A 24,153-nucleotide genomic window follows, 5' to 3' on the forward strand; every position below is an offset into this window, starting at 1 on the left:
CTTTTTGCCTGTGAAGCCTATGCAAAGATTACTTAAACTGATTATCGTAGCGCTGATTATTGTTGGGCTGGGTGCCTGTTCGCGAAGTTTTGCTTACCGTTTTGCGGATACGTATATTGTCTGGCAGGCGCGCGATTACGTGAGCCTGCAACGCGAGCAGCGTGAGGCATTAAGCGACGAGGTTGAAGCCTTTTTACAATGGCACGCAGAGACGCAGATACCACGTTATCACCTGACACTTGAAACCCTGGAAGCGGATATCACAGAGGCCACTCTCGACCCTGAGGCGGTGCGCCAGTATAGCGATTTAGCAGCGGACTTCTGGTTTCAGGTGCGTTCAGGGGCGTTGCCAGCGGCATTGCGTCTATTGCCTGACTTAAGTGATGCTCAGGTGGACGAGCTCATTCAGAGTGTGGCCGATTCAATTCAGCAACGTCTCGATGAGTATCAGGACTCAACCGCCGATGAGCGTGTTGCAGAACGTCGGGATATGTTTCAGCAACAGGCTCAGCGTTGGCTGGGAGCAGTCACCGAGGAGCAGCAGGCGTTGTTTGATGAGTGGGCTGACAGCATCGATGACAGCAATATGCTGTGGATTGAGTATCGGCTGGAATGGGCTGAACAGTTTGCCTCAGCCCTTGAACAGCGCAATCACTCGGATCTTTTCAGTGAGCAGCTGGACGGGCTTTTCTTAGAACCGGAGAACCTGCGCAGCGATATGTTGATAACCCAGGCGAGCGCAGCGAAAGAAGTCAGTCAAGAGCACTTAATGACCCTGCATGGCCTGCTAACCGACGATCAACGTCTGCATTTTGCGGCAGAGTTGCAAGAGTTGCGCCGCGACTTACGCAGTATGTTGCGCAGCCGCGACCTCGATATAGCAACAATGACCTTTTAAACCTGCATGATTTTAACGGTGTTACTGGATCCGATGGTACCCATTAAATCACCGTAGGTAATAATCACATAGTCGCCTTTCTGTAAATGCCCACGCGATTCCACCACGGCCATTGCATCCGCAATCAGCGTATCCAGTGCTGACTCACGAGTATCGAAATAGACCGGATAAACCCCACGGTACAGCGCCGTTTTTGCCAGCGTGCTGTGGTGACGGGTGAGGGCGAAAATCGGTAGTGCGGTGCTGATCCGTGACATCAACTTGGCGGTATGCCCAGATTCTGTCAGCGCAATAATCGCACTGACGCCACTGAGGTGGTTTGCAGCGTACATCGCCGACATCGCGGTTGATTCCGCAATCGAGGTGAAGGTTTCATCCGCGCGGTGATAGGACATGGTGACGCTGGGGTGAGTTTCGGCGCCCTTACAGATGTCTGCCATGGCCAGTACGGTTTCAACCGGGAACTTGCCTGCTGCGGTTTCCGCAGAGAGCATGACTGCATCTGTACCGTCAAGCACGGCGTTGGCTACGTCCATGACTTCGGCCCGTGTTGGCATCGAATTATCGATCATCGACTCCATCATCTGGGTGGCAGTAATGACGACTTTGTTGAGTGCCCGCGAACGTTGAATAATCTGTTTTTGTTTACCGACCAGTTGCGCATCGCCAATTTCAACACCGAGATCGCCACGCGCAACCATGACCACGTCAGAGGCATGGATAATATCATCCAGTGCCGCTTCGGTGGCGACCGCTTCAGCACGTTCAATCTTGGCGCAAATACCGCCTTTACCACCTGCTTCCCGAAGCAGGGCACGGGCGCGGTTTATATCGTCACTGGAGCGGGGAAAAGAGACCGCGAGAAAATCAACATTGATATCAGCGGCAGTCTGGATGTCACGTAAATCTTTATCAGTCAGTGCGGCCGCTGACAGGCCACCGCCTAAACGGTTAATCCCTTTATTGTTGCTTAGGGTACCGCCGACCAGAACGCTGGTAATGACCTGGCTGCCACTCACTGAATCGACCTGCAAGCGCAGCCGACCATCGTCGAGCAGTAACACATCGCCGGTATTTACATCCTGGGGTAAGTCAGCGTAATCAAGGCCTACCTGATTCGAATCACCGGCGTCTTTATCCAGACTGGCGTCAAGAACGAAGGTCTGACCCTGCTGCAGCTCTACGGAGCCTTCACTGAAGCGGGCCACACGTATTTTTGGACCTTGCAGATCACCTAAGATAGCAACATGACGACCATGTTTCGCGGCTTGTTCACGAACCATAGCGGCCCGTTTCACATGGTCTTCCGCGGTGCCGTGGGAAAAGTTTAAGCGTACCGTATTAGCGCCTGCAGCAATAAGCCTGGAAAGCACATCCGGATTGTCGGTGGCAGGGCCTAGGGTAGTAACTATTTTTGTACGTCTTAACATGCGGTGCTCCTTGAGTCCTGACGAGATGATTCTTGCTAGGCATGGGGTTAATGCTACCATAAAGCCAGACTCTACAGGTATGACATTACGATGAAGGGGATGTAAATGAGCGACCAGGCAGAATGGCGCAAGCGACTGACACCAGAGGCCTACCGGGTTTTGCGTGAGAAGGGCACGGAACGACCATTCAGCGGCGCCTTACTGGATGAAAACCGCCCGGGTATTTATGTCTGCGCGGGCTGTGGACAAGAACTCTTTTCTGCACAAACTAAGTTTGATGCAGGCTGCGGCTGGCCTAGCTTTTACGCGTCGCTGGGCGAGCAGGTGGAATACAATGAAGATACCAGCCATGGCATGCAGCGAATCGAGATTACGTGCAAACAATGTGGTGGTCATTTAGGCCATGTCTTTCCTGATGGGCCGGCACCGACGGGCCAGCGCTACTGTGTAAATTCGGTTGCGCTTGAGTTCAAAGCGGACGAAGGTTGATTTTTAAGTGGTGGGCGGAGGCGAAATTCAGTACAATGCCCGGCGAAATTTTTGCAACGGAAAGGGTTTTTTGGAATGACTGAAGCGCAAAACGATCGTACGTTATCCAGCTGGGAAGAACGGCAGGAATATGCAGAGCTGATGCAGCCACTGGTGGGTCGCCTGTATCGCACCAAAGGCGTTGAGATTCTGGTTTATGGCCGTTCATTACTGAATGGTTCCACCATCGATATTATCAAAGCGCATCGCCTGGTTCGTCAGCACGAAGGCAATAAACTGCGTTTGCGCGAAAGCTACCCGTTGTTAAAAGCAATTTCAGAGATGGAACTGGCCCCGGCACGAATTGATATCGGTAAGCTGGCGTTCAACTTCCTATTCAGAAACGACAACGACGGTCAGACTGTGGAAGATTACCTGCAGCAGGAACTGGCCGACGTGGTTGGTAAGCCAGACGATATCGAGCCTCAGGACGTCGTTTTATATGGCTTTGGTCGCATTGGCCGGTTACTGGCCCGGTTGCTGATCGAGAAAAACGGTAAAAATAACAAGCTTCGTTTACGTGCCATTGTGGTTCGTGGCGGGCGTGAAGGTGATCTCGAAAAACGCGCCAGTCTGTTGCGTCGTGATTCTGTGCATGGTCCTTTCAATGGTTCTATTACCGTTGACCACGAAGCCCAGGCAATTAAAGCCAACGGCACCAAAATTCAGGTGATTTACTCGGACGGTCCGGATCTGGTTGATTACACCAAGTATGGTATTAACAACGCGATTATCGTTGATAACACCGGTATCTGGAAAGACGAAGACGGCCTTGGTCTGCACCTGAAAGCGAAAGGCGCGAAGAAAGTGCTGCTGACGGCCCCGGCCAAAGGCGACATCAAAAATATCGTGCATGGCGTCAACGACCAGGATATTACCGCTGATGATCTGATTTTATCAGCTGCCAGCTGCACCACCAACGCGATCACCCCGGTGTTAAAAGCAGTTCATGACAAATATGAAATTGAAAGCGGTCACGTCGAGACCGTGCACGCGTACACCAATGATCAGAACCTGATTGATAACTATCACAAGGCAGACCGTCGTGGTCGCTCAGCACCACTGAACATGGTTCTGACCGAAACTGGCGCAGCCAAAGCCGTCGCGAAAGCCTTCCCGCAATTGAAAGGGAAGTTGACTGGTAACGCCATTCGTGTACCGACACCGAATGTGTCGATGGCGATTATGAACCTGAATATGGCGAAGTCGTCCGACAAAGAAGAAATGAACAAGTACCTGCGTGAAGTGGCGTTGTTCTCTGACTTACAAAACCAGGTGGATTACACAGCGTCGACTGAAATTGTTTCCTCGGATCTGGTCGGTAGCCGCTACGCCGGTATTGTTGATTCACAAGCGACTATTGTAGAAGGCAATCGCGCGGTGCTCTATATCTGGTACGACAATGAATTTGGCTACAGCTGCCAGGTACTGCGCGTGGTGCAGGACATGGCTGGTCAAAAAATGATTAGTTTACCTAAATAAACTAAACCTATCGCAAAGCGCCCTCAGAGGGCGCTTTATTTTTTGCTTTCCACTTATGGCAAGGGCAGGGCGCCGTAAGTTTGAACCTGGAGTGATACATCTATGTTTATTACCAGTCAGTTTGACAGTGGCAACATTGAAGTCGTTAAGGCTGAAGATGCCAGCGACATTCGTTTACGTATTCGCAAAGACGCGGAGTCTGATTTCTTTCAGTGGTTTCATTTTAAACTGTATAGCGAAGCAGAACGCGCCCACCGCCTGACCATTGAAGGGGTTGATACCGCAGCGTACCCGGATGGCTGGAAAGACTACCGGGCAATGGCCAGCTATGACCGTGAACACTGGTTCCGTGTCGATACCACGTTTGACGGTAAAAACCTGATCATCGAGCACACCCCCGAACAGGAAACCGTGTTCTATGCCTACTTCGTGCCGTATAGCTATGAACGTCATCTGGATTTACTGCAAGCCGCACAGCAGTCGAGCTGGGTTGAACAGCGCGTGCTGGGGCAGACACTGGATGGGCGTGATATGACGCTGCTGCAAATCGGAGAGCCGGCTGAAGGAAAGAAAAAAATCTGGGTTACTGCACGCCAACACCCCGGCGAGAGCATGGCTGAATGGTTCATCGAGGGTCTGCTGCACCGTCTGTTAGACGAGGACGATGGGGTCGCCCGTTTGTTGCTTGATAAAGCGGTCTTTTATGTGGTGCCGAATATGAACCCGGATGGCAGTGTTCGCGGTCATCTGCGGACCAATGCCAAAGGGGTTAATCTGAATCGTGAATGGCAGACCCCGAGCATGGAAAAGAGCCCGGAGGTGTACCTGGTTCGCGAGGAAATGGTTCGCATCGGGGTCGATATGTACCTTGATATCCACGGCGATGAAGCCATTCCGTACAACTTTGTCGCCGGTTGTGAAGGCAACCCCTCGTACGACCAGCGATTGCAGGGCTTAGAAGGCGACTTCAAACAGGCGCTGCTGAACGCAACACCTGAGTTTCAGGTTACCCACGGCTATGAGCTGGATGCACCAGGCCAGGCGAACCTGACGGTGGCTGCAGCCAATGTGGGTGAAACCTTCAACTGCCTCTCATTTACGGTAGAAATGCCATTTAAAGATAATAACGACATTGCCAATCCTGCAACGGGTTGGTCAGACGTACGCAGCCAGCAGTTTGGCTACGATACGCTGGCTGCAGTTCTCGCAGTTGCAGACAAGTTGCGCTAGTATGTCTGGGCACTACTTTTTAGGTCGGCGCAAATCGCCTGGCCTTCACTGGTAGTGCCCTTGGCTTAATGACGTAAACCAGTTTATACAAACAATAAATAACGATAATAACAGCAGGGGGCTACCTTGAACTTTATCAACAATATGCTGGACTGGATGGACAGCATTCTCGGCGGAGCGGTCTACTTCCCGTTTCTGCTGCTGGGTGTAGGTCTGTTCTTCACGATTTATCTGAAATTCCCTCAGATCCGTTTCTTTGCCCATGGTTGGCGCGTTATTACCGGTAAATTTGATCGCAGCCGTGATCCGGGCGACACCACTCACTTTCAGGCATTGACCACAGCCCTGTCAGGCACCATTGGTACGGGTAACATCGGTGGCGTAGCCCTGGCCTTGTTCCTCGGTGGCCCGGCGGCGTTATTCTGGATGTGGATGACGGCATTTTTTGGCATGACGACCAAGTTCGTTGAGGTCACGCTGTCGCACAAATACCGAGTGAAGACCGAAGATGGCACCATGGCTGGTGGCCCTATGTATTACATGTCCCGTGGCCTGAATATGAAATGGCTAGCGGTGATTTTTGCACTTGCGACGGTATTAAGTTCATTTGGTACCGGCAACATGCCGCAAAGTAACAATATTGCCCAGGCCATGGAAGCCACCTTTGGTGTTCCAACCATTTGGGTCGGTGGCGTTTTATCTGTCTTGCTGGCACTGGTTATCCTGGGCGGCATTCGCCGTATTGCGGCGGTAACCTCACGCATCGTGCCGTTGATGTCAGTGCTGTACGTGCTGGGTGCGTTTGCGGTTATTTTTTATAATATCGAGAATATTATTCCCTCGTTTATCGCCATTTTCGCTGGTGCCTTTACCGGGACAGCGGCAATTGGGGGTTTCGTCGGTGCCAGTTTCGCCTACGCCTTTAATATGGGTGTTGCGCGGGGACTTTATTCCAACGAAGCCGGTCAGGGCTCGGCGGCGATTGCGCATGCTTCGGCACGAACTAAAGAACCTGCTGAAGAGGGTATGGTCTCAATTCTTGAACCTTTTATCGACACCATTCTTATCTGTACGCTGACCGGTCTGGTTATTCTGGCTTCCGGTGTGTGGCACGAAAAGCACCAGAACCACTTTGATCGCTCCGATATGAGGATTATTTCAGGTGTTTACGACGACCAGATTGACACTGACCGTGCACAATTGTCGCGTTATCTGAATAACCAGGACCACAACATCGAAGTGTTCGAGGGACAAATAGATGTCGTTGCTGGCGAGCCTGAGCCTGGTAACTACACTATATTGAATGCGCGCTCAGTGGCTGAAAATGTCAGCATTCTGATCGGTGGTGATACGCCGTACAATGGTACGCTAGATGTCGCCAACGGACGTTTTACCCGCGATAACGTGCAGGTGTTTGGAGAGTCATTAATTCACTCAGCTGCATTAACCACGGTTGCTTTCACCCGAGGCTTCTTTGGTGACTTTGGTCAGTACATTGTCGCCGTAGCTCTGCTGATGTTCGCCTTCTCGACCGCGATTGCGTGGTCATACTATGGCGACAGAGCGATGATTTACCTGGCTGGTCCACGGTCGGTGATGCCATACCGGGTGATTTATGTGGCAGGCTTTTTCATTGCCGCGATTGCCGACACCACGTTGATCTGGAAGATTGCGGCGGTGGCCATTGTCCTTATGACGTTGCCTAACCTGCTCGGGATTATGCTGATGCGTCGCGAAATGAAAGAGACAGTGAATAAGTACTGGGCTGAAAACCAGCACAAACTGCCTGATTCGAAAGACTAGGCAAGCGTACTGTGATAGAACAGCAACAGGTTGAAGCGCTGACTTGTTGCTGTTTTTTTGTTTTTCCGCCTGTTCACGTTAATGGCTACCTTGATATTGTGGCTTATGGCACAATGTAACAGTAGTAAGGTCGTAGAGAAGAAATAGGCTAGGAGTGGTTGATGGCAATTGTGAATTGTCCTGAATGCAATAAGAAAATGTCCGATAAGGCCGCGGTTTGTGAGCATTGCGGATTTGTCGTAGATGGTCTTGATGCAAATACGCTGGAACGAAAGCGTCGCCGCGCCCGCGCTGACTATATCAATAAGCTGACAGCACAGAGTATGTTAGCGATGCTGGTGTTTGTGGTCGGCATCGGGGGGTTGTTTTATTTTCGCGATGACACCTCGCCTGATCCGACCTGGCAGTCTCAGATTTCAATTGGTCTGATGGCGATTGGCTTTATCTGGTATATTGTCAACCGTGTACGATTGTTAAATACGCGACGGAAGTAGGCTTGATGCAACCCGAACAACTTATTGAAAACATGTCAGAAGCGCTTTACCTGCGTTTGCGAGAAGCGGTAGAAACAGGTCGCTGGCCGGACGGAAATCCGTTAACGGAGCAACAGCGTGAAGACAGCCTGAGCTTGGTAATGATGTACCAGGCCCGTCATTTAGACCAGACTGAACCTTTTTCTATTGGCAAAAATGGTCAATTTATTAGTAAATCGAAAGCAGAAATGCGGCGTGAACGAGAGCAGGAAATTACCCGCTTTAGTATCCAGCCTGAGACCCCGGAGTCTGATAAAACGTGAATAGCTATTCAACCCCTGATTACCCTTTACTCGTTGAACAAGCCAAGGCCATTGTCAGTGACGAACCTCATCTAATTGCCAACCTGGCAAATCTAAGCGCATTATTAAATGACAATCTGGAAGATATTAACTGGGTTGGATTCTATCTGGCTGACAGTGCAGACGAGCTGGTATTAGGTCCTTTCCAGGGTAAAGTTGCCTGTGTCCGCATTGCCATCGGCAAAGGTGTTTGTGGCACCGCGGCGGCACAAAAGACAACCCAACGAATTGCTGATGTACATGCCTTTGCAGGCCACATAGCCTGTGATGCCGCGAGCAACTCAGAAATTGTGCTACCGATCGAAGTCGCAGGGCAGGTGGTCGCGGTACTTGATATCGACAGCCCTTCACTGGACCGCTTTAGCGCCGCAGACCAACAAGGTCTTGAGGCATTATTGCCAGTCATTCAGGGACTTAACTGGGCGGCGTATGTTAGATGAGTTTTTAGTTCACCCGTATCTGGTCACTGTGGCCGATATGGATGAGTTTGAAGAAGAGGCAGAGTTAGCTGCCGACCAACTGAACGGCATGTTGCATTGTGCTGTGGCGCAAGGTGAGTCGCGCGAATGGACCCACGCTCAGATAATTGAGTTGATAGAAGAGCTGTGCTTTATCTGGTTCCGTGAACCAGCACTGACCGAACTGGAAAGTGACGAAATAGACGATTATGTTTTTAGTGTTGCGCGGCGCATGGAGCAGCAGCGTGATGAAGACAACGAAACCCCTGATGATGAGTAACAAGGTTTAGTACATGGAAAACCAGCAAACTACCGAGAAATTGCCAACAAGCAAAGCAGTTATCGCTTATTTGGCAGAACAATTCCCCCAGTGTTTTAGTGTCGCTGGTGAAGCTAAGCCTTTAAAAATAGGTATTTTTGAAGACCTGGCGAGTCGTATGGAAGATGACCCTAAGGTTAGCAAAACGCGGTTGCGTGGCGCGCTTCGTCAGTACACCAATTCATGGCGCTACCTGCGCTGTGTCACTGCCGGCACCGAACGGGTTGATCTGGATGGCGCTGCAGCAGGTATTGTAGAAGAAGACCATGCCAAACATGCGCAGGAAGAACTGGCTGAGTCTAAAGCCCGTGCAGCTGAAAAGCGGGTTGAAAAGCGTAAAGCCGAACACGCAGCGAAAGAGCCGGGTGACAAAACAACCAAATCAGCGGCTAAGCGCCCCGCAGCAAAACGCGCGGCGACTGCTGGCAAGTCGCGCAGCAATAGCAAAGGTAAAGCCACTGCTGCAAAAGCCGATATTAAGTTAGCGCCATTGGCTGACGATGCCATTAAAGTGGGGCAATCGGTACAGGTTAAGCTGGGACAATCGCCTATGGCGGGAACTGTTACCGCGATTGAGAAGTCAGAAGTGCAGGTGCAGTTGGTGTCAGGCATCACTGTAAAAGTTAAAGCTGAGAACCTGTTTACCGAATCTTAGGAGTTTATGCATGAGTAAGCCATTGTTACGAAGCCTGATCCTCAGTAGCCTTCTGGTTGCGCCGTTAAGCTTTGCCATTTCTCCGAACTACACGCTGGATGATTTGCCAACGCTGGCCGCTGAGTCTCAGCATGTAACGGCGAGCAAACGTATTTCTTCCTATTTTACCCGTTATCATTATTCACGGGTGGATCTGGATGAGTCGATGAGCGAGCAGGTTTTTGAGCGTTATTTCGACCAACTGGATTACAACCGCATGTTCTTTTTGCAATCTGACATCGATCAGTTTGCAGAGGCAAAAGGACAGTTCCATAACTATCTGCAGGAAGGCGAGCTCGAGGTCCCATATGAGATTTATCAGCTCAGCCTTGAACGCCGTTATGAACGCTATTCGTACGCGCTGGAACTGCTCGATGACGCTGAGTTCGACTTTGAAGTCGAAGGGGAGCGTTATTATTACGACCGGACTGAAGAAGCCTGGCCAGAAAGCGAAGATGAGCTGGATGAAATTTGGCAGCAACGGCTAAAAAATGACGCGCTGAATCTTGCCATGGCTGGCCGCGAGGCGGACGAAATTATCGATAACCTGGAACGTCGCTATCAAAGTGCGATTCAGCGTTTAACGCAGTCGCAAAGTGAAGACGCGTTCCAGACCGTCATGAATGCGTTTGCACGCAGTGTTGAAGCTCATACCAGCTATTTGTCACCACGCAATGCCGAACGCTTCCAGCAGAATATGAACTTGCAACTGGAAGGTATTGGCGCTGTCCTGCAGGCGGAATATGACTATACCGTTATCCGCTCACTGGTACCTGGTGGCCCGGCCGACCAAACCGGCATGTTGGCACCGGATGACCGTATTATTGCGGTCGCCCAGGGCGACAAAGAGTTTGTCGATGTTATCGGCTGGCGACTTGATGATGTGGTTGATTTAATCACCGGACCGAAAGGTAGCACCGTTCGCTTGCAGGTTTTAAAAGAAAGCGAGGGGTCCGGCGGCGCGCCAGAGACAGTTGAAATTGTTCGCGACAAAGTTCGCCTGGAAGATCGCGAAGCAAAAGCTGAAGTGGAAACCATGGAAGACGGCGCTTATGCAGGCCGCCGTATGGGTATTATCGAAATCCCAGGCTTCTACAATAATTTATCTGCGGACGTCCGCACCCTTATCAGCGAGCTGAAAGAAGAAGACGTCGAAGGGATAGTTGTTGACTTACGTGGTAACGGCGGTGGTTCCCTGAGCGAATCGATTTACCTGACCGGGCTGTTTATCGAGCAGGGGCCTGTGGTTCAGGTACGCGATAGTAGTGGCCGGGTTGAAGTCAATGGCGACGACGATGGTCAGGCGTATTACGACGGTCCGTTAGTGGTACTGGTTGATCGCTTTAGCGCCTCAGCGTCGGAAATTTTTGCTGCAGCCATACAGGACTACAATCGCGGTCTGATCGTGGGCGAGCCAACCTTTGGTAAAGGAACAGTCCAGCAACACCGTCCGTTGCAACGCCGCTTTGATTTTTATTCCAACCCGCTTGGCAGTATTCAGTACACCATTGCCAAGTTCTATCGCATCGATGGTGGCAGCACGCAGCATCGGGGAGTAATGCCTGATATCTTATTCCCGTCTGCTTTAGAGCCGGATGAATTCGGTGAAAGCCGCGCTGACAATGCCTTACCCTGGGATCAAATTGATTCGGTTGAGTATCAGCGTTTTGACTGGCTGAACGATGAAATGCTGACCCAGTTACAACAACGCCATGATGGCCGTATTGTTGATGACCCGGAATTTGCTTACGTTATAGATGATATTGAACGTTTTCGTGAGCGCCGTGACCGCAACTATGTGTCGTTAGTGCAAAGTGAACGTGAGGCCGAATCGGATGCCGACAGCCAACGCCGTCTGCAGCGCATTAATGAGCGTTTGCAGCGGGCTGGCAAAGAGCCTGTCGAGGCAGCTGAAGATGCGGACGAGCGGTACCGTGAAGCAGATCCTTATTTGCAGGAGACACTGCGCATCGCTGTGGACTTTATCGAAGCCCGCAAGCAAGATAGCTAACCTGTGAACATTGAGCGGGCCCGTGGTGACGCGAGGCCCGCTTACTTGTTTCTGACACCTGTCAGTCACAATAAGAACAAGAACCGCTAAAGGTCTCTCATGACAACACCAACAAGACCCGCCACCAGTCAACGCTGGAGTAGCCGTCTTTCATTCGTGCTGGCAGCCACCGCCGCCGCGGTTGGTTTAGGCAATATTTGGAAATTTCCCTACATTATGGGCGAGAACGGCGGTGGTGCCTTTGTTCTCGTTTATCTGCTCTGTATTTTCGCACTGGGTATACCTGTTTTAATCGGTGAACTGCTGATTGGTCGGCGCGGGCGCAACTCCCCAGGGTATGCCGCACGTAAACTGGCGGTTGAGTCAGGCCGCCATTGGGCCTGGCAATTAACCGGTTGGGCTACTATGCTCGCGGGCTTTTTAATTCTCACCTTTTACGTGGTGATAGCCTCGTGGGCGTTTTCGTATGTATTAAAAAGTGCTCAGGGCACTTTCGACAGCCCCTCAGCCAAGCTGGTTAACGACGTTTACGAGCAGATGACTGCTTCCGCTGGCGAGATGCTGCTATTTACCGCGTTGCTGATAATCGCAACGGCGGTTATTGTCGGTAAAGGCTTCAAGCATGGCCTTGAGCGCACCGTGAAGTGGTTGATGCCATTATTGCTACTGCTGTTGATTGGCATCGCTATCTATTCGGCCAACGTGGGTGACTTAGGCGCAGCCCTAAACTTCATTTTCAAGCCGGATTTTAGTCAGCTGACCGTTAACAGTGTGCTGATTGCGCTTGGACATGCCTTTTTCACCCTCAGCCTGGCCTCGGGCGTGATGATTATGTATGGCGCTTACCTACCGAAAGAGACCTCGATTGTATCGACCTCAATCTGGATCGCGGTTGCCGACACCTTGGTTGCTATCATTGCCGGTCTGGCTATATTTCCACTGGTTTTTGGTTACGGCCTGACCCCGGGCGAGGGGCCTGGGCTTATCTTCCAGACCTTACCTCTTGCCTTTGCAACCATGCCGGGCGGCATCGTCGTCGGCACGGTTTTCTTCATTATGCTATTGTTAGCGGCCTTTACCTCTGCCATCTCGATGATCGAGTCGATAGCCGCTTTTGTAGTGGAACGGTTTGCCGTAACACGGTGGCAGGCTGCCGCAGGTTCCTGTGTGATCCTGTTTACTTTCAGCCTGATGACCATATACTCGTTCGCCGGAGCAGGGTGGGCCCAGGTCGACTGGGCCTTCATGGGCAAAGAAACGCCGACCTTGTTTCATGTCATTGACCATCTGACGTCCAATATTATGTTGCCGTTGGGCGGCCTGGCGGTGGCATTATTTACAGGTTGGGCGATAGAGTCCCGTTACATGCGCGAAGAACTTAACACTAGCACACGGGTATTCAGGCTATGGCGTTTCGCGGTGCGGTATGTGGCACCGGTCGCTATTACCCTGGTATTTTTGCAACTTATCGGCGTGCTTACTTTTTAACTCAGGAATAATTTCAGATGTCGGATTCAATTAAAAAGCCAACTTACATACAGGCTGCGACGCCACTGATAGCACTTATCGTCATGCTGGCGACATCGGTTTTTATGTTTGGTGCCGATTCGTCGTACGGACCCAACCAACTGGCATTGTTAACCGCAGCCGCACTGGCGTGTATCGTCGCGTTTAGCAATGGTTACAGCTGGGAGCAAATCGAAGAGGGCATTACCAAGGGAATTTCGGTAGCCCTGGGTGCCATCCTTATTATCCTCATGGTTGGCTCTCTGATTGGTACCTGGTTGCTGTCTGGGATCGTCCCCACCTTGATTTACTACGGCCTCGAACTACTCAGCCCAAGTTGGTTCTATGCTGCCAGCTGTCTGATTTGTGCCATTGTTGCGATATCTATTGGTAGTTCCTGGACCACGGCGGCGACTATTGGTGTGGCGTTAATTGGTGTTGCCACCGGAATGGAGCTGAATATAGCGATTGCTGCAGGTGCGGTAGTTTCCGGCGCCTATTTCGGTGACAAAATGTCGCCTCTGTCGGACACCACTAACCTGGCGCCAGCGGTGTCCGGAAGTGAGCTTTTTGCCCACATTCGGTATATGACACTAACCGCAGTACCAGCCTTTGTTATCTCGCTGCTTTTGTTTACCTTCATCGGCTTTACCAGCTCGGCCAGCGCCAATCTGCAAAGCCTTGAAGTGATGCAGAATGAGCTGCTTTCCATTTTTAATATTAATATTTTGATGCTGGTGCCGTTGGCGATTTTATTTACCCTTGCGGTGCTGAAAAAGCCGGCATTACCAACTATTTTTATCGGAGCCATACTCGGTGGTGTTTGGGCGATTATCTTTCAGCCTGATGTGGTAGCGACGCTAGTCCCAGAATCCGTAGAGGGCAGCTGGTTAGGGCCGATTGGTGCAGTTTGGGTGGCCCTGTTCGACGGAACCCGGGTAAGTACCGACAACCCAGATTTGGAATCGTTGCTTAGTGGTGGCGGTATGGTCAGCATGCTCAACACCGTCTGGCTGATTCTGACCGCAATGACGTTTGGTGCTGTTATGGAATGTACCGGGTTATTGCGCCAGCTGTTGAAAGGGTTGTTGAAAGTTGTTCATTCAACAGGGGGCTTAATTACGGCCACCTTGTTCACCTGCTTCGGCGTGAATCTGTTGACTGCCGATCAGTATATGGCGATTGTTCTGCCGGGACGGATGTTCCGTGAAGAGTATGCAAACCGTGATCTCGACCCCCGGGTCCTGTCACGTACCCTGGAAGACAGCGGTACCATTACCTCCGCATTGATTCCATGGAACACCTGTGGTGCCTATATGTTTGCGGTGCTAGGTGTGTTCCCATTAACCTACGCACCATTTGCATTCTTCCTTTACCTGACCCCGTTGATAGCGATGATTTTCGCCTTCACTAACTTCAAGATCCTACGTTTAAGTGATAACCAGAGTCGCCAGGAGGCCTATTCCTAAATGAGTAAGTTACCGACTGCAAAGTATCGCCTGGATTACCAGGCTCCCGATTTCCTTATCGACACCGTCGATCTGGATATTGAACTGGATGATCATGCCAGCACCATACGGAATGTCATGCGAGTGCGCCGCAACGGGCAGCACCAGCGACCCTTAGTACTGGATGGTGAGAATATGCAGTTGCAGGCGGTCGCGATTAACGGCGAAACACTGACCAATGATCAGTTTCAGCAAACGGATGCCGAGCTGACCATTACCGGGTTACCTGACGAATGTGAGCTGAGTATTGAAACCCTGGTTGACCCGGCAAACAACACTGCGCTGGAAGGGCTTTATAAGTCAGGCGGCGCTTTTTGCACCCAGTGTGAAGCGGAAGGATTCCGGCGCATTACCTACTATTTAGATCGGCCCGATGTACTGGCCGTGTTCACCACCACGTTGCATGCTGACAAAAGCAAATTTCCCTATTTACTAGCCAACGGCAACCCGGTTGCTCAGGGTGATGAAGCGCAAGGCCGTCATTTCGTGACCTGGCATGATCCGCATCCGAAGCCTTGTTATCTGTTTGCTGTGGTAGCGGGCGACTTTGACTTGCTCGAAGATACCTTTACCACCATGGAAGGGCGTCACGTCGACCTTCAGTTGTTTGTTGATAAGGGTAACCTGGGCCGGGCAACCTTCGCCATGGAATCGCTGAAAGCGTCGATGAAATGGGACGAGGAGCGCTTTGGGCTGGCCTATGATCTCGATATTTACATGGTCGTGGCCGTTAACTTTTTCAACATGGGCGCAATGGAAAACAAAGGCCTCAACGTTTTCAATGCGAAGTACGTGCTGGCCGATTCGCGCACTGCGACAGATCAGGATTTTCTCAATATTGAATCGGTGATCGGTCATGAATACTTTCATAACTGGACCGGCAACCGGATTACCTGTCGTGACTGGTTTCAGCTGAGCCTGAAAGAAGGCCTGACGGTGTTTCGAGATCAGGAATTCAGTGGTGATATGTCGATGCGGCCCGTACACCGCATCAACGACGTTCGTATTATGCGCACTCACCAGTTTGCTGAAGACTCAAGCCCGATGGCGCACCCAATACGCCCGGATAAAGTTATTGAAATGAATAACTTCTATACCGTGACTGTGTATAACAAAGGTGCCGAAGTGATTCGGATGATGCATACGCTACTTGGCGAAAGCGGTTTTCAGGCCGGCATGAAGCTCTATGTTGAGCGTCATGATGGCCAGGCGGTCACCTGCGAAGACTTTATCAGCGCGATGGAAGATGCCAACCAAATCGATTTTACTCAGTTTCGCCGTTGGTACGAGCAGGCAGGAACCCCCACCGTGCGGATTAAAGAAAGTTACGACGAGACGACTCAGCAATACCGTCTGCACTGTACCCAGCACACGCCAGCAACGCCCGGGCAGCCTGAAAAACAACCGTTTCACATTCCCATGCGTGTTCAGTTCTATACCGAGCAAGGGGACGCCATGCAGTTGCAATGTGCTGATCTGAAAGATGATGTGATCAGTCTGCAGAAAGAAGAACAGACCTTTGTGTTCAGTGGCGCAACGAGCAAACCCGTGGCCGGTTTCTTCGCTGGTTTTTCTGCCCCGGTACGGATTGATGCCGGTTACACGGAAGGCCAACTACTGAACTTACTGGCCTATAGTGATGACCCCTTTATTGGCTGGGACAGTGCCCAACAGATCTATCTGCGGGCGATTAAGTCTGCGGTTAGCAACGATAGCCCGTTGCAGCTCTCCGGCGATGCAATTGAGGCATTGCAGCACCAGCTAACGCAACCGGACCGTGATCCGGCACTGCTCGCGCTATTGCTGCAAATCCCAAGTGAAGAAGCGGTCAGCGGAGAGTACGAGCAAATTCCGGTGGAAGCGATTCACAGCGCCTGTCAGCAACTCAAAGTTCAGCTTGCAACGGAGCTGAAAACGACCTTGTGGCAGACCTGGAAAGCGTTTAAACCAAGCGGCGAGTACCAGTTCAACGCCGACGATATAGCTCGTCGTATGCTGGCTAACACCTGCTTAAGCTACCTTGCCCTGCACCCGGATGCTGAAATAGAGCAGACCTTAATTGACCATTTTAAAGCCGATAACCTGACCGATGAACTGGCTGCGCTGCAGGCAGCAGTGATGGCGGACCATCAGTGTGCTGCCGACTTTATCGACCAGTTTGCTGAACGTTGGCAAGGGGAAGCCTTGGTCATGGATAAATGGCTAGCCGTTCAGGCCGCAGCACCACATGCTAACACCTTAGCTCAGGTGAAAGCGCTGACTGAACACGCTGCCTTTAGCTATGATAATCCGAACCGGGTTTATGCCTTGCTGGCGACGTTTACGCATAACCTCGCTCAGTTACATCGCGCAGACGGGGAAGGGTACCGCCTGGTGACTGAAGTTATTCGTCGCCTTAACGAAAGTAATCCTCAGGTTGCATCACGGTTATTGTCGTCGTTGCTGCAGTGGAAACGTTTTGATCAGCAACGCCAGGATTTACTCAAGACTGAATTGCAAGCGTTGCGCAAATTGCCCAACCTGGCCAACGACTTGTTTGAGAAAGTCGAACAAAGTCTGGCCGAATAGAGGACCGACAATGACCCGGCAATTTACTTTTGCCCTGGTATTCAGCCCCGCCGAACTGGAACGTCGTTATTACCGGGAGGGGCTCGAAAACATTGTTGTAACAACCGAGCAGGGCCTGCGTGTGCAACTACCGCTGCGCAGGTTTGTTCCTTTTATTACCGGGCATGGTATACGAGGCCGTTTTCTGCTCACTTTAGATGCCCACAACCGCTTTATTTCATTACAAAAAACCAACGATATATAACCTTTGATGCGGTCTGGTAAAAGACTCCTCGCACCAGCTAATAAAGCATTGCAATTCCTAACATAACGTCCGAGAATACTCATATAACGTATCCCCGTGGCAAGGGGTTTGCGCAAGTCCATTGCTACGGTTTCACTCTCTGCTAGCCCACAAGGAAATTAGCATAATGGCGTTGGTCGACGGTCAGCCTCCGGTACTCCTTGAAAAAGTCTCTGAAATCATTCGCAAAAAGATGCCGTCTGAAACGGCTGCCACAGTTGATATGTTCGCAAGGCGACTATATCGAACCATCTCTTCCGGCGATCTAAAGGATCGCGACGAAAGCAATATGTACGGAGCCGTAGTAGGGCTCTGGCACAGCTTCGCTAAGTATGTCTCTAATAGTAAAGCGACGATCAAAGTCTATAACCCGGAAGTGAGCAAACACGGCTGGGAATCTCCACATACTATTATTGAAATAATTCAGACGGATATGCCATTTATGGTCGACTCGGTGCGGATGGTACTGAATCGTCTTGGTATTACCTCGCATCTGTTATTGCATACGCCATTGGCCCATAAGCGCGACAAAAAGGGCAGAATCACTGAAATCCTGGCGGCCGGAGAAACGGCCAAAGATACCCAGGTTGATACCGTGTTTTTGATCGAAGTGGATCGCCAACACGAAGAGAGCGACCTCAAGGCGTTGAAGGAAGAGCTGGTCTCAGTGATGGAAGAAATCACCCTGGCAGTTTCTGACTGGAAGCCAATGCGCGCAAAATTAAAGCAGATTGCTAACAACCTTGAGGCGCGTAATTTCCCCGGTAGCAAAGAAAAACTCGAAGAAGCACAACGTTTTTTGTGTTGGCTGGCTGAAGATAACTTTACCCTGACAGGGTATCGCCACTACCGGGTTGAACCGGTTAAAGGCGACTACCAACTGGTTCAGGATGAAAAGTCCAGCCTGGGTCTGATGAAAAACACCTCGGGTAAGCCACCCTTGCTGCTGTCCAAAATGTCAGAAGATGCGCGACATACTGCGTTGGGGCAGGACGAGTTATTACTGTTAACCAAAACCAACACACGTTCGCGGGTTCATCGTCCGGCACATGCGGATTACGTTGGAATTAAAGAGTTTGATAAAGACGGCAATGTGATCGGTGAAGATCGCTTTGTTGGCTTATATTCGGCTAGCTTTTACAACGACAGCGCAATGGATATCCCGCTGGTCCGGGACAAGATCGAACGGGTCATCCGCGATTCAAAATTCCAGCCGGGTTCCCATGCGACCAAAGCGCTGCTCAATATCATGCAGACGTATCCGCGCGACGAGATTGTTCAGACCAGCGATGACGACCTGTTAAAAATCGGTATGGGTGTGCTGCAAATCCAGGAACGCGATATGACGCGGGTCTTTTTGCGCCGCGATATTTTCGGTCGTTTCATTACGGTCATGGTGTATGTGCCACGTGAGCGCTACAACACTCTGTTACGACAAAAAACACAGGCGATCCTTGCACGAACCCTGCGCAGCGATGAAGAAGTAGATTTCACCACATTCTTCTCCGAATCGGCACTGGCCCGCACGCAGTACACCGTTCGTGTAAAAGACAGCGAACAAGATATTGATGTAAAAGAATTAGAGGACAACTTAGTGGAAGCTGCTCGTTCATGGGAAGACAATTTAGAACGCGTTTTAGTCAGTGCGCATGGTGAATCAAAAGCACGCGAACTGGTCCGCCGCTACGCACAGGGCTTTTCCCGCGCATACAAAGAAGAAATATTACCGTCTGTTGCGCTGGCCGATATCGCTCAACTTGAGCGTCTAGACGACGACCACAAGCTGGGCATGCTGTTTTATCGCGCGCAGGAAGTTCAGGATGACTCCAACCGGGTCAAACTGAAATTATTCCATAAAGATGAGCCGATTCATTTGTCGGACGTATTGCCGATGCTGGAAAATTTCGGCTTGCGGATCATTAATGAAAGCCCGTATCAGATTACGACGCATGAAGGTCATGTGTTCTGGGTTCTTGACTTCTTTATGCTGCACACCGCGGGCAAACTGGATCTGGAAAACAGCCGCGATAACTTCCAGGATGCCTTTGCAAAAGTGTGGGACGGTCATTACGAAGATGACGGTTTCAACCGCTTAATTCTGGGTGCGGGTATGACAGGACGTGATGTCCTGGTACTACGAATGTTCGCCAAGTACATGCGCCAGATCGGGGTCACCTTTAGCCAGAGTTACATTGAAAGTACCTTCACTCGTTATCCTCAACTGGGTAAGCTGCTGGTCAAAATGTTTGCGACCAAATTTGACCCTAAAGGCAAATTTACCGAGAAGAAACTCGAGAACGTGGTTACGAAGCTTCAGGCTGGACTGGAAGATGTCAGCGGCCTCGACGATGACCGTATTATTTCCCGCTACATGGACTTGATTCTGGCCGCATTACGGACCAACTTCTTCCAGCCTGATCAGGATGGCAACGAGAAACCGTATATTTCAGTCAAGTTCTTACCGGAAAACATTCCGGATATGCCGTTGCCACTACCAAAATACGAAATTTTCGTATACTCACCACGAATTGAAGGTGTTCACCTGCGCGGCGGCAAGGTTGCCCGCGGTGGCTTACGCTGGTCAGACCGTCGCGAAGACTTCCGTACCGAGGTACTGGGTCTGGTTAAAGCACAGCAAGTTAAGAATGCGGTGATTGTCCCGGTGGGCGCCAAAGGCGGCTTTGTCTGTAAACAATTGCCGGATGATCGGGAAGGCTTCTTTGAAGAAGGAAAGGCCTGCTATCGCACCTTTATTCGCGCCCTGTTAGACATTACCGATAACATCATTGAAGGCGAGGTTATTCACCCTGACGCTGTGGTTCGCCACGACGACGATGACCCCTATCTGGTCGTCGCAGCGGATAAAGGCACCGCAACCTTCTCGGATATCGCCAATGGTATCGCCGCCGAGTACAAACACTGGCTTGGTGATGCGTTTGCATCTGGTGGTTCAGTTGGTTACGACCATAAGAAAATGGGTATTACCGCACGCGGCGGCTGGGAATCTGTTAAGCGTCATTTCCGTGAAATGGGCGTTGACTGTCAGACTACCGACTTCACCTGCGTTGCCATTGGTGACATGGGCGGCGATGTGTTTGGTAATGGCATGCTGTTATCGAAGCACACCAAACTAGTCGGTGCGTTTAACCATATGCATATTTTTATCGACCCGGATCCGGATGCTGCGAAGTCCTGGAAAGAGCGCGAGCGTTTGTTCAACCTGCCGCGTTCGTCATGGGACGACTACGATAAAAAACTGATCAGTCAGGGCGGCGGCATTTTCTCGCGCAGTGCTAAGTCGATTGAGCTGTCTCCGGAAATAAAGAAACTGATCGGCACGCAGAAAAAGTCGATGGCCCCGAATGACCTGATTAAAGCGTTACTGACTGCTGAAGTTGATCTGGTGTGGAACGGTGGTATCGGTACCTATGTTAAAGGTGCCAAAGAAACGGATACCGAAGTAGGGGACCGTGCCAACGATGCATTGCGCATTAACGGTAGCGAGCTGCGGGCGAAAATTGTTGGTGAAGGCGGTAACCTTGGCTTCACCCAACTTGGCCGTATCGAGTTTGCCAATAAAGGTGGCCGCATCAATACCGATTTCATCGACAACGTTGGTGGGGTCGACTGTTCAGACAACGAAGTCAATATTAAGATCCTGCTGAATGGCTTAGTCAACCAGGGCAAGCTAACCCGCGAGCAGCGCGACAAGCTGCTGTATCAGATGACCGATGATGTCGCGGAACTGGTTTTAGAAGACTGCAATCGTCAAACCCAGTCAATTTCTATCACCGCACTGCGTGGACCGGATCAGATCAAAGAAATGCAGCGCTTCATTCACCAGCTGGAACGCGATGGTTTGCTTGACCGCAGCTTAGAGTTCCTGCCGGATGACGATGAATTGGCAGAGCGCACAGCCTCAGGTAAGGGCTTAAGCCGTCCTGAACTGGCGGTGTTAACTGCCTACGGCAAAATGGTGCTGAAAGAAGAGCTGTTAACCGACGAAATCACTCAGGATCCGTTCCACGGTAAGGAACTTCTTGAGTCATTCCCGCAGGTTCTGCGCGACAAATTCAGCGACGCGATGGAAGATCACCCACTGCGTGGACAGATTATTGCGACCAAGCTGGCCAATAACATTGTCAACGACATGGGACCGAACTTCGTCAGTCGTAAAATTGAAGCGACCGGAGCCTCGGTTGCGGAAGTTGCCAACGCCTATGTGGTCGCTCGTGAAGTGTTCGGCTGTGAACGCATCTGGAACGAAATCTGGGCCCTGGACAATGTGGTTCCTGCGAATGTACAGAATGATGTGCTGTTCCAGGTACGCCGTATGGTTCGTCGCGCCACTCGCTGGATGCTGCGCCATCGTCGCACTGAACTGGCCAATATACAGGCGAGCATTGATTTCTATCGTCCGGCGTTTGATGACCTGCGTAAAAATGCCTTGAGTTACATGGCAGAGAAAGAAGCCGATGCGCTACGCAAGAACATAGACAAGCTGGTTGAGCATGGCTTGCCAAAAGAGCTGGCAACCGAGGTCGGCACCTTGAGCACGGTCTTCTCAGCGCTTGATATCGCCGATGTGACCGCGGATGACAAGTCACGCGACATTCCATTGGTGGCGCAACTGTATTTCCGCCTTGGTGCTCGTGTTGAATTGCATTGGTTCCTTGACCAGGTCAATAGTCAGCCGGTAGCAAACCACTGGCAGGCGTTAGCCCGGGCTGCGTTCCGTGAAGAACTGGACTGGCAGCAGCGGTCATTGACCCAGACGGTATTCAAACTGGCAAATGGCGAAACCGATGCCGATGCCATGCTGGATAACTGGATGGAGTTGAACAAAAACGCGATTGAGCGCTGGAAAGGCATTCTGGCGGACTTCAAAACAACCAAGAGCCATGAATTTGCCAAGTTCTCAGTTGCCTTACGTGAGCTGATGTTACTGAGCCATATCTGTGGCACGCAAAAATAATGGGGCTCTATAGTCTGGTCCGGCGTCAGCTGTTTAAGCTTGACGCCGAAGCTTCACATGACTGGACACTGAACTGGTTAGCACGCATCGGGCATAGCCCCTTGCGTGCTTTCTTACGTCAGGGTGTGAAGAATAAGCCGGTGCAGTGCATGGGGATCGAGTTTGCCAACCCGGTTGGGCTGGCTGCTGGCCTGGACAAAAATGGCACCTGCATCGATGCGTTTGCGCAGATGGGCTTTGGTTTTATCGAAGTGGGTACAGTGACGCCGCGAGCGCAGCCCGGTAACCCGAAACCGCGGATGTTTCGTTTACCGCAACACGACGCCATTATTAATCGCATGGGGTTTAACAATCAGGGCGTTGATTTTCTTGTCGAACAGGTCCGCCAAGCACGCTATAAGGGCGTCCTGGGGATCAATATCGGCAAGAATAAAGACACCGCCGAAGCGGATGCCGCGCAGGATTACCTGCTCTGCATGGATAAGGTCTATCCCTACGCTGATTACATAACGATTAATATATCGTCACCCAACACACCTGGTTTGCGCGACATGCAACATGGCGAGCATTTACAAAAGTTGTTGGCGGCCTTGAAAGAACGTCAGGCGGCACTCAAAGAACAACACGGGAAGTACGTCCCACTGGCGGTGAAAATTGCACCTGACCTGAGTGACGATGAGATTCAAAGTCTGGCTGACACTTTTAATCGCTATGCCGTTGATGCAGTGATTGCAACCAACACCACGTTGAGCCGGGAGGCAGTAAAAGGACACCCGCATGCGGACGAAGCAGGGGGTCTGAGTGGAAAACCGGTTGCGCCTTTAAGCCTTCATGTGATTACTCAGTTACGCCCGGTGCTTGACGCTGCGATCCCGATTATTGGCGTCGGTGGCATTGATAGTTCCGCCCAGGCAAACGCCGTTTTAAAGGCCGGCGCCAGTCTGGTTCAGGTGTATAGCGGCTTTATTTACCAGGGCCCGCGCTTAGTTAAGGATATTGTTAACGGCTTGTAATACCTAATATAAGCGGTTAAAGTGTGACCTCGTTACTATCATATGTGTTTGTTTAGAGGGACAGGATGTCGTACCTGAACTGGTTGTGGATTTTTGATGACGAGCGTCAGTGCTTACAGTTGAGCACCGATGATGTATTACTCGATGTAAGCTACCGGCGGCGCCAGTTGCAGCAGTATCTGCCTGAGCAGGAAGCGTTCAGCATAGATGACGTGGAACACTTTAACCGTTTCCAGGACTACCTTGAACAGTATTCAAGCCTTTCAGTTAGTCAGCAGTTTCAGGCCTGTTTGCATGCCACGGCCGCACTGCATTTTCTGAAGCCCAGTTTACCGCAAAGCTGGCACTTTCAATTCGCCGATCATGAGCCATGGCCAGAAGACCATCTTAGCTGTGCACTTGATTCAGGGTTGGATTGCTGTGACATGTTGCTACTGGATCAAGATGAGCGTAGCAGCCTGTGTTTATTGCTCGACCAGTCCATGCGCCTGTCGCCGACCAAAACACTGAACCGTTATGAATGTATCCGGGTTCTCAATGACCGTTTACAATTCAGCCGGATGCACCCGCTTGAACGTCCTTTCACCCGTAACTGGTCGTCGTCTGCCTGAG

19 protein-coding genes are annotated in these 24,153 nt (G+C 51.1%); 18 read left to right on the forward strand and 1 reads right to left on the reverse strand.

Annotated features, from left to right (window positions below; genetic code table 11):
* Window positions 1-19 precede the first annotated feature (19 nt).
* On the forward strand, window positions 20-898 hold the full coding sequence (locus tag CWE14_RS02740) for a DUF6279 family lipoprotein (protein ID WP_126797965.1): 879 nt from the start codon (window positions 20-22) through the stop codon (window positions 896-898).
* Here the strand turns inward: CWE14_RS02740 and pyk are convergent.
* A complete protein-coding gene (gene pyk / locus CWE14_RS02745) occupies window positions 895-2,328 on the reverse strand; it encodes a pyruvate kinase (RefSeq protein ID WP_126797966.1) in 1,434 nt (477 codons plus the stop codon). The genes CWE14_RS02740 and pyk overlap by 4 nt on opposite strands.
* Window positions 2,329-2,433: 105 nt before the next feature.
* On the opposite strand from pyk, the gene msrB reads away from it, so the two are divergent.
* The 17 genes from msrB to CWE14_RS02830 all read left to right on the forward strand — a co-directional run bounded on the left by msrB (window position 2,434) and on the right by CWE14_RS02830 (window position 24,152).
* Complete coding sequence (gene msrB, locus CWE14_RS02750; protein ID WP_126797967.1) at window positions 2,434-2,817, forward strand: peptide-methionine (R)-S-oxide reductase MsrB; 384 nt, start codon at window positions 2,434-2,436, stop codon at window positions 2,815-2,817.
* 75 nt (window positions 2,818-2,892) lie between these two features.
* Window positions 2,893-4,338: a glyceraldehyde-3-phosphate dehydrogenase gene (locus tag CWE14_RS02755; RefSeq protein WP_126797968.1), complete on the forward strand. Its 1,446-nt coding sequence runs from the start codon at window positions 2,893-2,895 to the stop codon at window positions 4,336-4,338.
* Between the two features lie 102 nt (window positions 4,339-4,440).
* Window positions 4,441-5,568 (forward strand): M14 family metallopeptidase, encoded by a 1,128-nt coding sequence (locus tag CWE14_RS02760; RefSeq protein ID WP_126797969.1) that lies wholly within the window; start codon window positions 4,441-4,443, stop codon window positions 5,566-5,568.
* Between the two features lie 144 nt (window positions 5,569-5,712).
* Complete coding sequence (locus CWE14_RS02765) at window positions 5,713-7,371, forward strand: alanine/glycine:cation symporter family protein (protein ID WP_126798159.1); 1,659 nt, start codon at window positions 5,713-5,715, stop codon at window positions 7,369-7,371.
* A gap of 161 nt (window positions 7,372-7,532) precedes the next feature.
* A complete protein-coding gene (locus tag CWE14_RS02770) occupies window positions 7,533-7,865 on the forward strand; it encodes a zinc ribbon domain-containing protein (protein WP_126797970.1) in 333 nt (110 codons plus the stop codon).
* 5 nt (window positions 7,866-7,870) lie between these two features.
* Entirely contained in the window at window positions 7,871-8,167 is a 297-nt protein-coding gene (locus CWE14_RS02775) for a YeaC family protein (protein WP_126797971.1), read from the forward strand.
* Window positions 8,164-8,646 (forward strand): GAF domain-containing protein, encoded by a 483-nt coding sequence (locus tag CWE14_RS02780; RefSeq protein WP_126797972.1) that lies wholly within the window; start codon window positions 8,164-8,166, stop codon window positions 8,644-8,646. The genes CWE14_RS02775 and CWE14_RS02780 overlap by 4 nt, the downstream gene beginning before the upstream one ends.
* The gene (locus tag CWE14_RS02785; RefSeq protein ID WP_126797973.1) at window positions 8,636-8,944 is read left to right on the forward strand and encodes a hypothetical protein; all 309 of its coding nucleotides are present in this window, start codon (window positions 8,636-8,638) and stop codon (window positions 8,942-8,944) included. Before CWE14_RS02780 ends, CWE14_RS02785 begins: the two co-directional genes overlap by 11 nt.
* A 13-nt stretch (window positions 8,945-8,957) precedes the next feature.
* Window positions 8,958-9,638 carry an RNA chaperone ProQ gene (proQ, locus tag CWE14_RS02790; protein ID WP_126787982.1) on the forward strand — a complete coding sequence of 227 codons (681 nt, stop codon included), beginning with the start codon at window positions 8,958-8,960 and terminating at the stop codon, window positions 9,636-9,638.
* A gap of 10 nt (window positions 9,639-9,648) precedes the next feature.
* Window positions 9,649-11,688: a carboxy terminal-processing peptidase gene (gene prc, locus CWE14_RS02795; protein WP_126797974.1), complete on the forward strand. Its 2,040-nt coding sequence runs from the start codon at window positions 9,649-9,651 to the stop codon at window positions 11,686-11,688.
* A gap of 99 nt (window positions 11,689-11,787) precedes the next feature.
* The gene (locus CWE14_RS02800; RefSeq protein ID WP_126797975.1) at window positions 11,788-13,176 is read left to right on the forward strand and encodes a sodium-dependent transporter; all 1,389 of its coding nucleotides are present in this window, start codon (window positions 11,788-11,790) and stop codon (window positions 13,174-13,176) included.
* Window positions 13,177-13,193: 17 nt separating this feature from the next.
* Complete coding sequence (gene nhaC / locus CWE14_RS02805) at window positions 13,194-14,663, forward strand: Na+/H+ antiporter NhaC (RefSeq protein ID WP_126797976.1); 1,470 nt, start codon at window positions 13,194-13,196, stop codon at window positions 14,661-14,663.
* The gene (gene pepN / locus CWE14_RS02810; RefSeq protein ID WP_126797977.1) at window positions 14,664-17,270 is read left to right on the forward strand and encodes an aminopeptidase N; all 2,607 of its coding nucleotides are present in this window, start codon (window positions 14,664-14,666) and stop codon (window positions 17,268-17,270) included. It begins immediately after the preceding gene.
* A 10-nt stretch (window positions 17,271-17,280) separates the two neighbouring features.
* Complete coding sequence (locus tag CWE14_RS02815) at window positions 17,281-17,514, forward strand: DUF2835 family protein (protein WP_126797978.1); 234 nt, start codon at window positions 17,281-17,283, stop codon at window positions 17,512-17,514.
* Between the two features lie 166 nt (window positions 17,515-17,680).
* A complete protein-coding gene (locus CWE14_RS02820) occupies window positions 17,681-22,528 on the forward strand; it encodes an NAD-glutamate dehydrogenase (protein ID WP_126797979.1) in 4,848 nt (1,615 codons plus the stop codon).
* Window positions 22,528-23,541, forward strand: a complete 1,014-nt coding sequence (locus CWE14_RS02825) for a quinone-dependent dihydroorotate dehydrogenase (protein ID WP_126797980.1) — start codon at window positions 22,528-22,530, stop codon at window positions 23,539-23,541. The genes CWE14_RS02820 and CWE14_RS02825 overlap by 1 nt, the downstream gene beginning before the upstream one ends.
* 65 nt (window positions 23,542-23,606) lie before the next feature.
* Window positions 23,607-24,152: a cell division protein ZapC domain-containing protein gene (locus CWE14_RS02830; protein ID WP_126797981.1), complete on the forward strand. Its 546-nt coding sequence runs from the start codon at window positions 23,607-23,609 to the stop codon at window positions 24,150-24,152.
* The last annotated feature ends 1 nt before the right edge of the window (window position 24,153 follow it).

This window comes from Aliidiomarina soli (assembly GCF_003986975.1).
In the GTDB taxonomy this organism is placed as follows: Bacteria; Pseudomonadota; Gammaproteobacteria; order Enterobacterales; family Alteromonadaceae; genus Aliidiomarina; species Aliidiomarina soli.

Bases quoted from the DNA above. Each gene is read 5' to 3' on its own strand.
- CWE14_RS02740 (WP_126797965.1), top strand. From the start codon at position 20: ATGCAAAGATTACTTAAACTGATTATCGTAGCGCTGATTATTGTTGGG.
- pyk (WP_126797966.1), bottom strand. From the start codon at position 2,328: ATGTTAAGACGTACAAAAATAGTTACTACCCTAGGCCCTGCCACCGAC.
- msrB (WP_126797967.1), top strand. From the start codon at position 2,434: ATGAGCGACCAGGCAGAATGGCGCAAGCGACTGACACCAGAGGCCTAC.
- CWE14_RS02755 (WP_126797968.1), top strand. From the start codon at position 2,893: ATGACTGAAGCGCAAAACGATCGTACGTTATCCAGCTGGGAAGAACGG.
- CWE14_RS02760 (WP_126797969.1), top strand. From the start codon at position 4,441: ATGTTTATTACCAGTCAGTTTGACAGTGGCAACATTGAAGTCGTTAAG.
- CWE14_RS02765 (WP_126798159.1), top strand. From the start codon at position 5,713: ATGCTGGACTGGATGGACAGCATTCTCGGCGGAGCGGTCTACTTCCCG.
- CWE14_RS02770 (WP_126797970.1), top strand. From the start codon at position 7,533: ATGGCAATTGTGAATTGTCCTGAATGCAATAAGAAAATGTCCGATAAG.
- CWE14_RS02775 (WP_126797971.1), top strand. From the start codon at position 7,871: ATGCAACCCGAACAACTTATTGAAAACATGTCAGAAGCGCTTTACCTG.
- CWE14_RS02785 (WP_126797973.1), top strand. From the start codon at position 8,636: ATGTTAGATGAGTTTTTAGTTCACCCGTATCTGGTCACTGTGGCCGAT.
- proQ (WP_126787982.1), top strand. From the start codon at position 8,958: ATGGAAAACCAGCAAACTACCGAGAAATTGCCAACAAGCAAAGCAGTT.
- prc (WP_126797974.1), top strand. From the start codon at position 9,649: ATGAGTAAGCCATTGTTACGAAGCCTGATCCTCAGTAGCCTTCTGGTT.
- CWE14_RS02800 (WP_126797975.1), top strand. From the start codon at position 11,788: ATGACAACACCAACAAGACCCGCCACCAGTCAACGCTGGAGTAGCCGT.
- nhaC (WP_126797976.1), top strand. From the start codon at position 13,194: ATGTCGGATTCAATTAAAAAGCCAACTTACATACAGGCTGCGACGCCA.
- pepN (WP_126797977.1), top strand. From the start codon at position 14,664: ATGAGTAAGTTACCGACTGCAAAGTATCGCCTGGATTACCAGGCTCCC.
- CWE14_RS02815 (WP_126797978.1), top strand. From the start codon at position 17,281: ATGACCCGGCAATTTACTTTTGCCCTGGTATTCAGCCCCGCCGAACTG.
- CWE14_RS02820 (WP_126797979.1), top strand. From the start codon at position 17,681: ATGGCGTTGGTCGACGGTCAGCCTCCGGTACTCCTTGAAAAAGTCTCT.
- CWE14_RS02825 (WP_126797980.1), top strand. From the start codon at position 22,528: ATGGGGCTCTATAGTCTGGTCCGGCGTCAGCTGTTTAAGCTTGACGCC.
- CWE14_RS02830 (WP_126797981.1), top strand. From the start codon at position 23,607: ATGTCGTACCTGAACTGGTTGTGGATTTTTGATGACGAGCGTCAGTGC.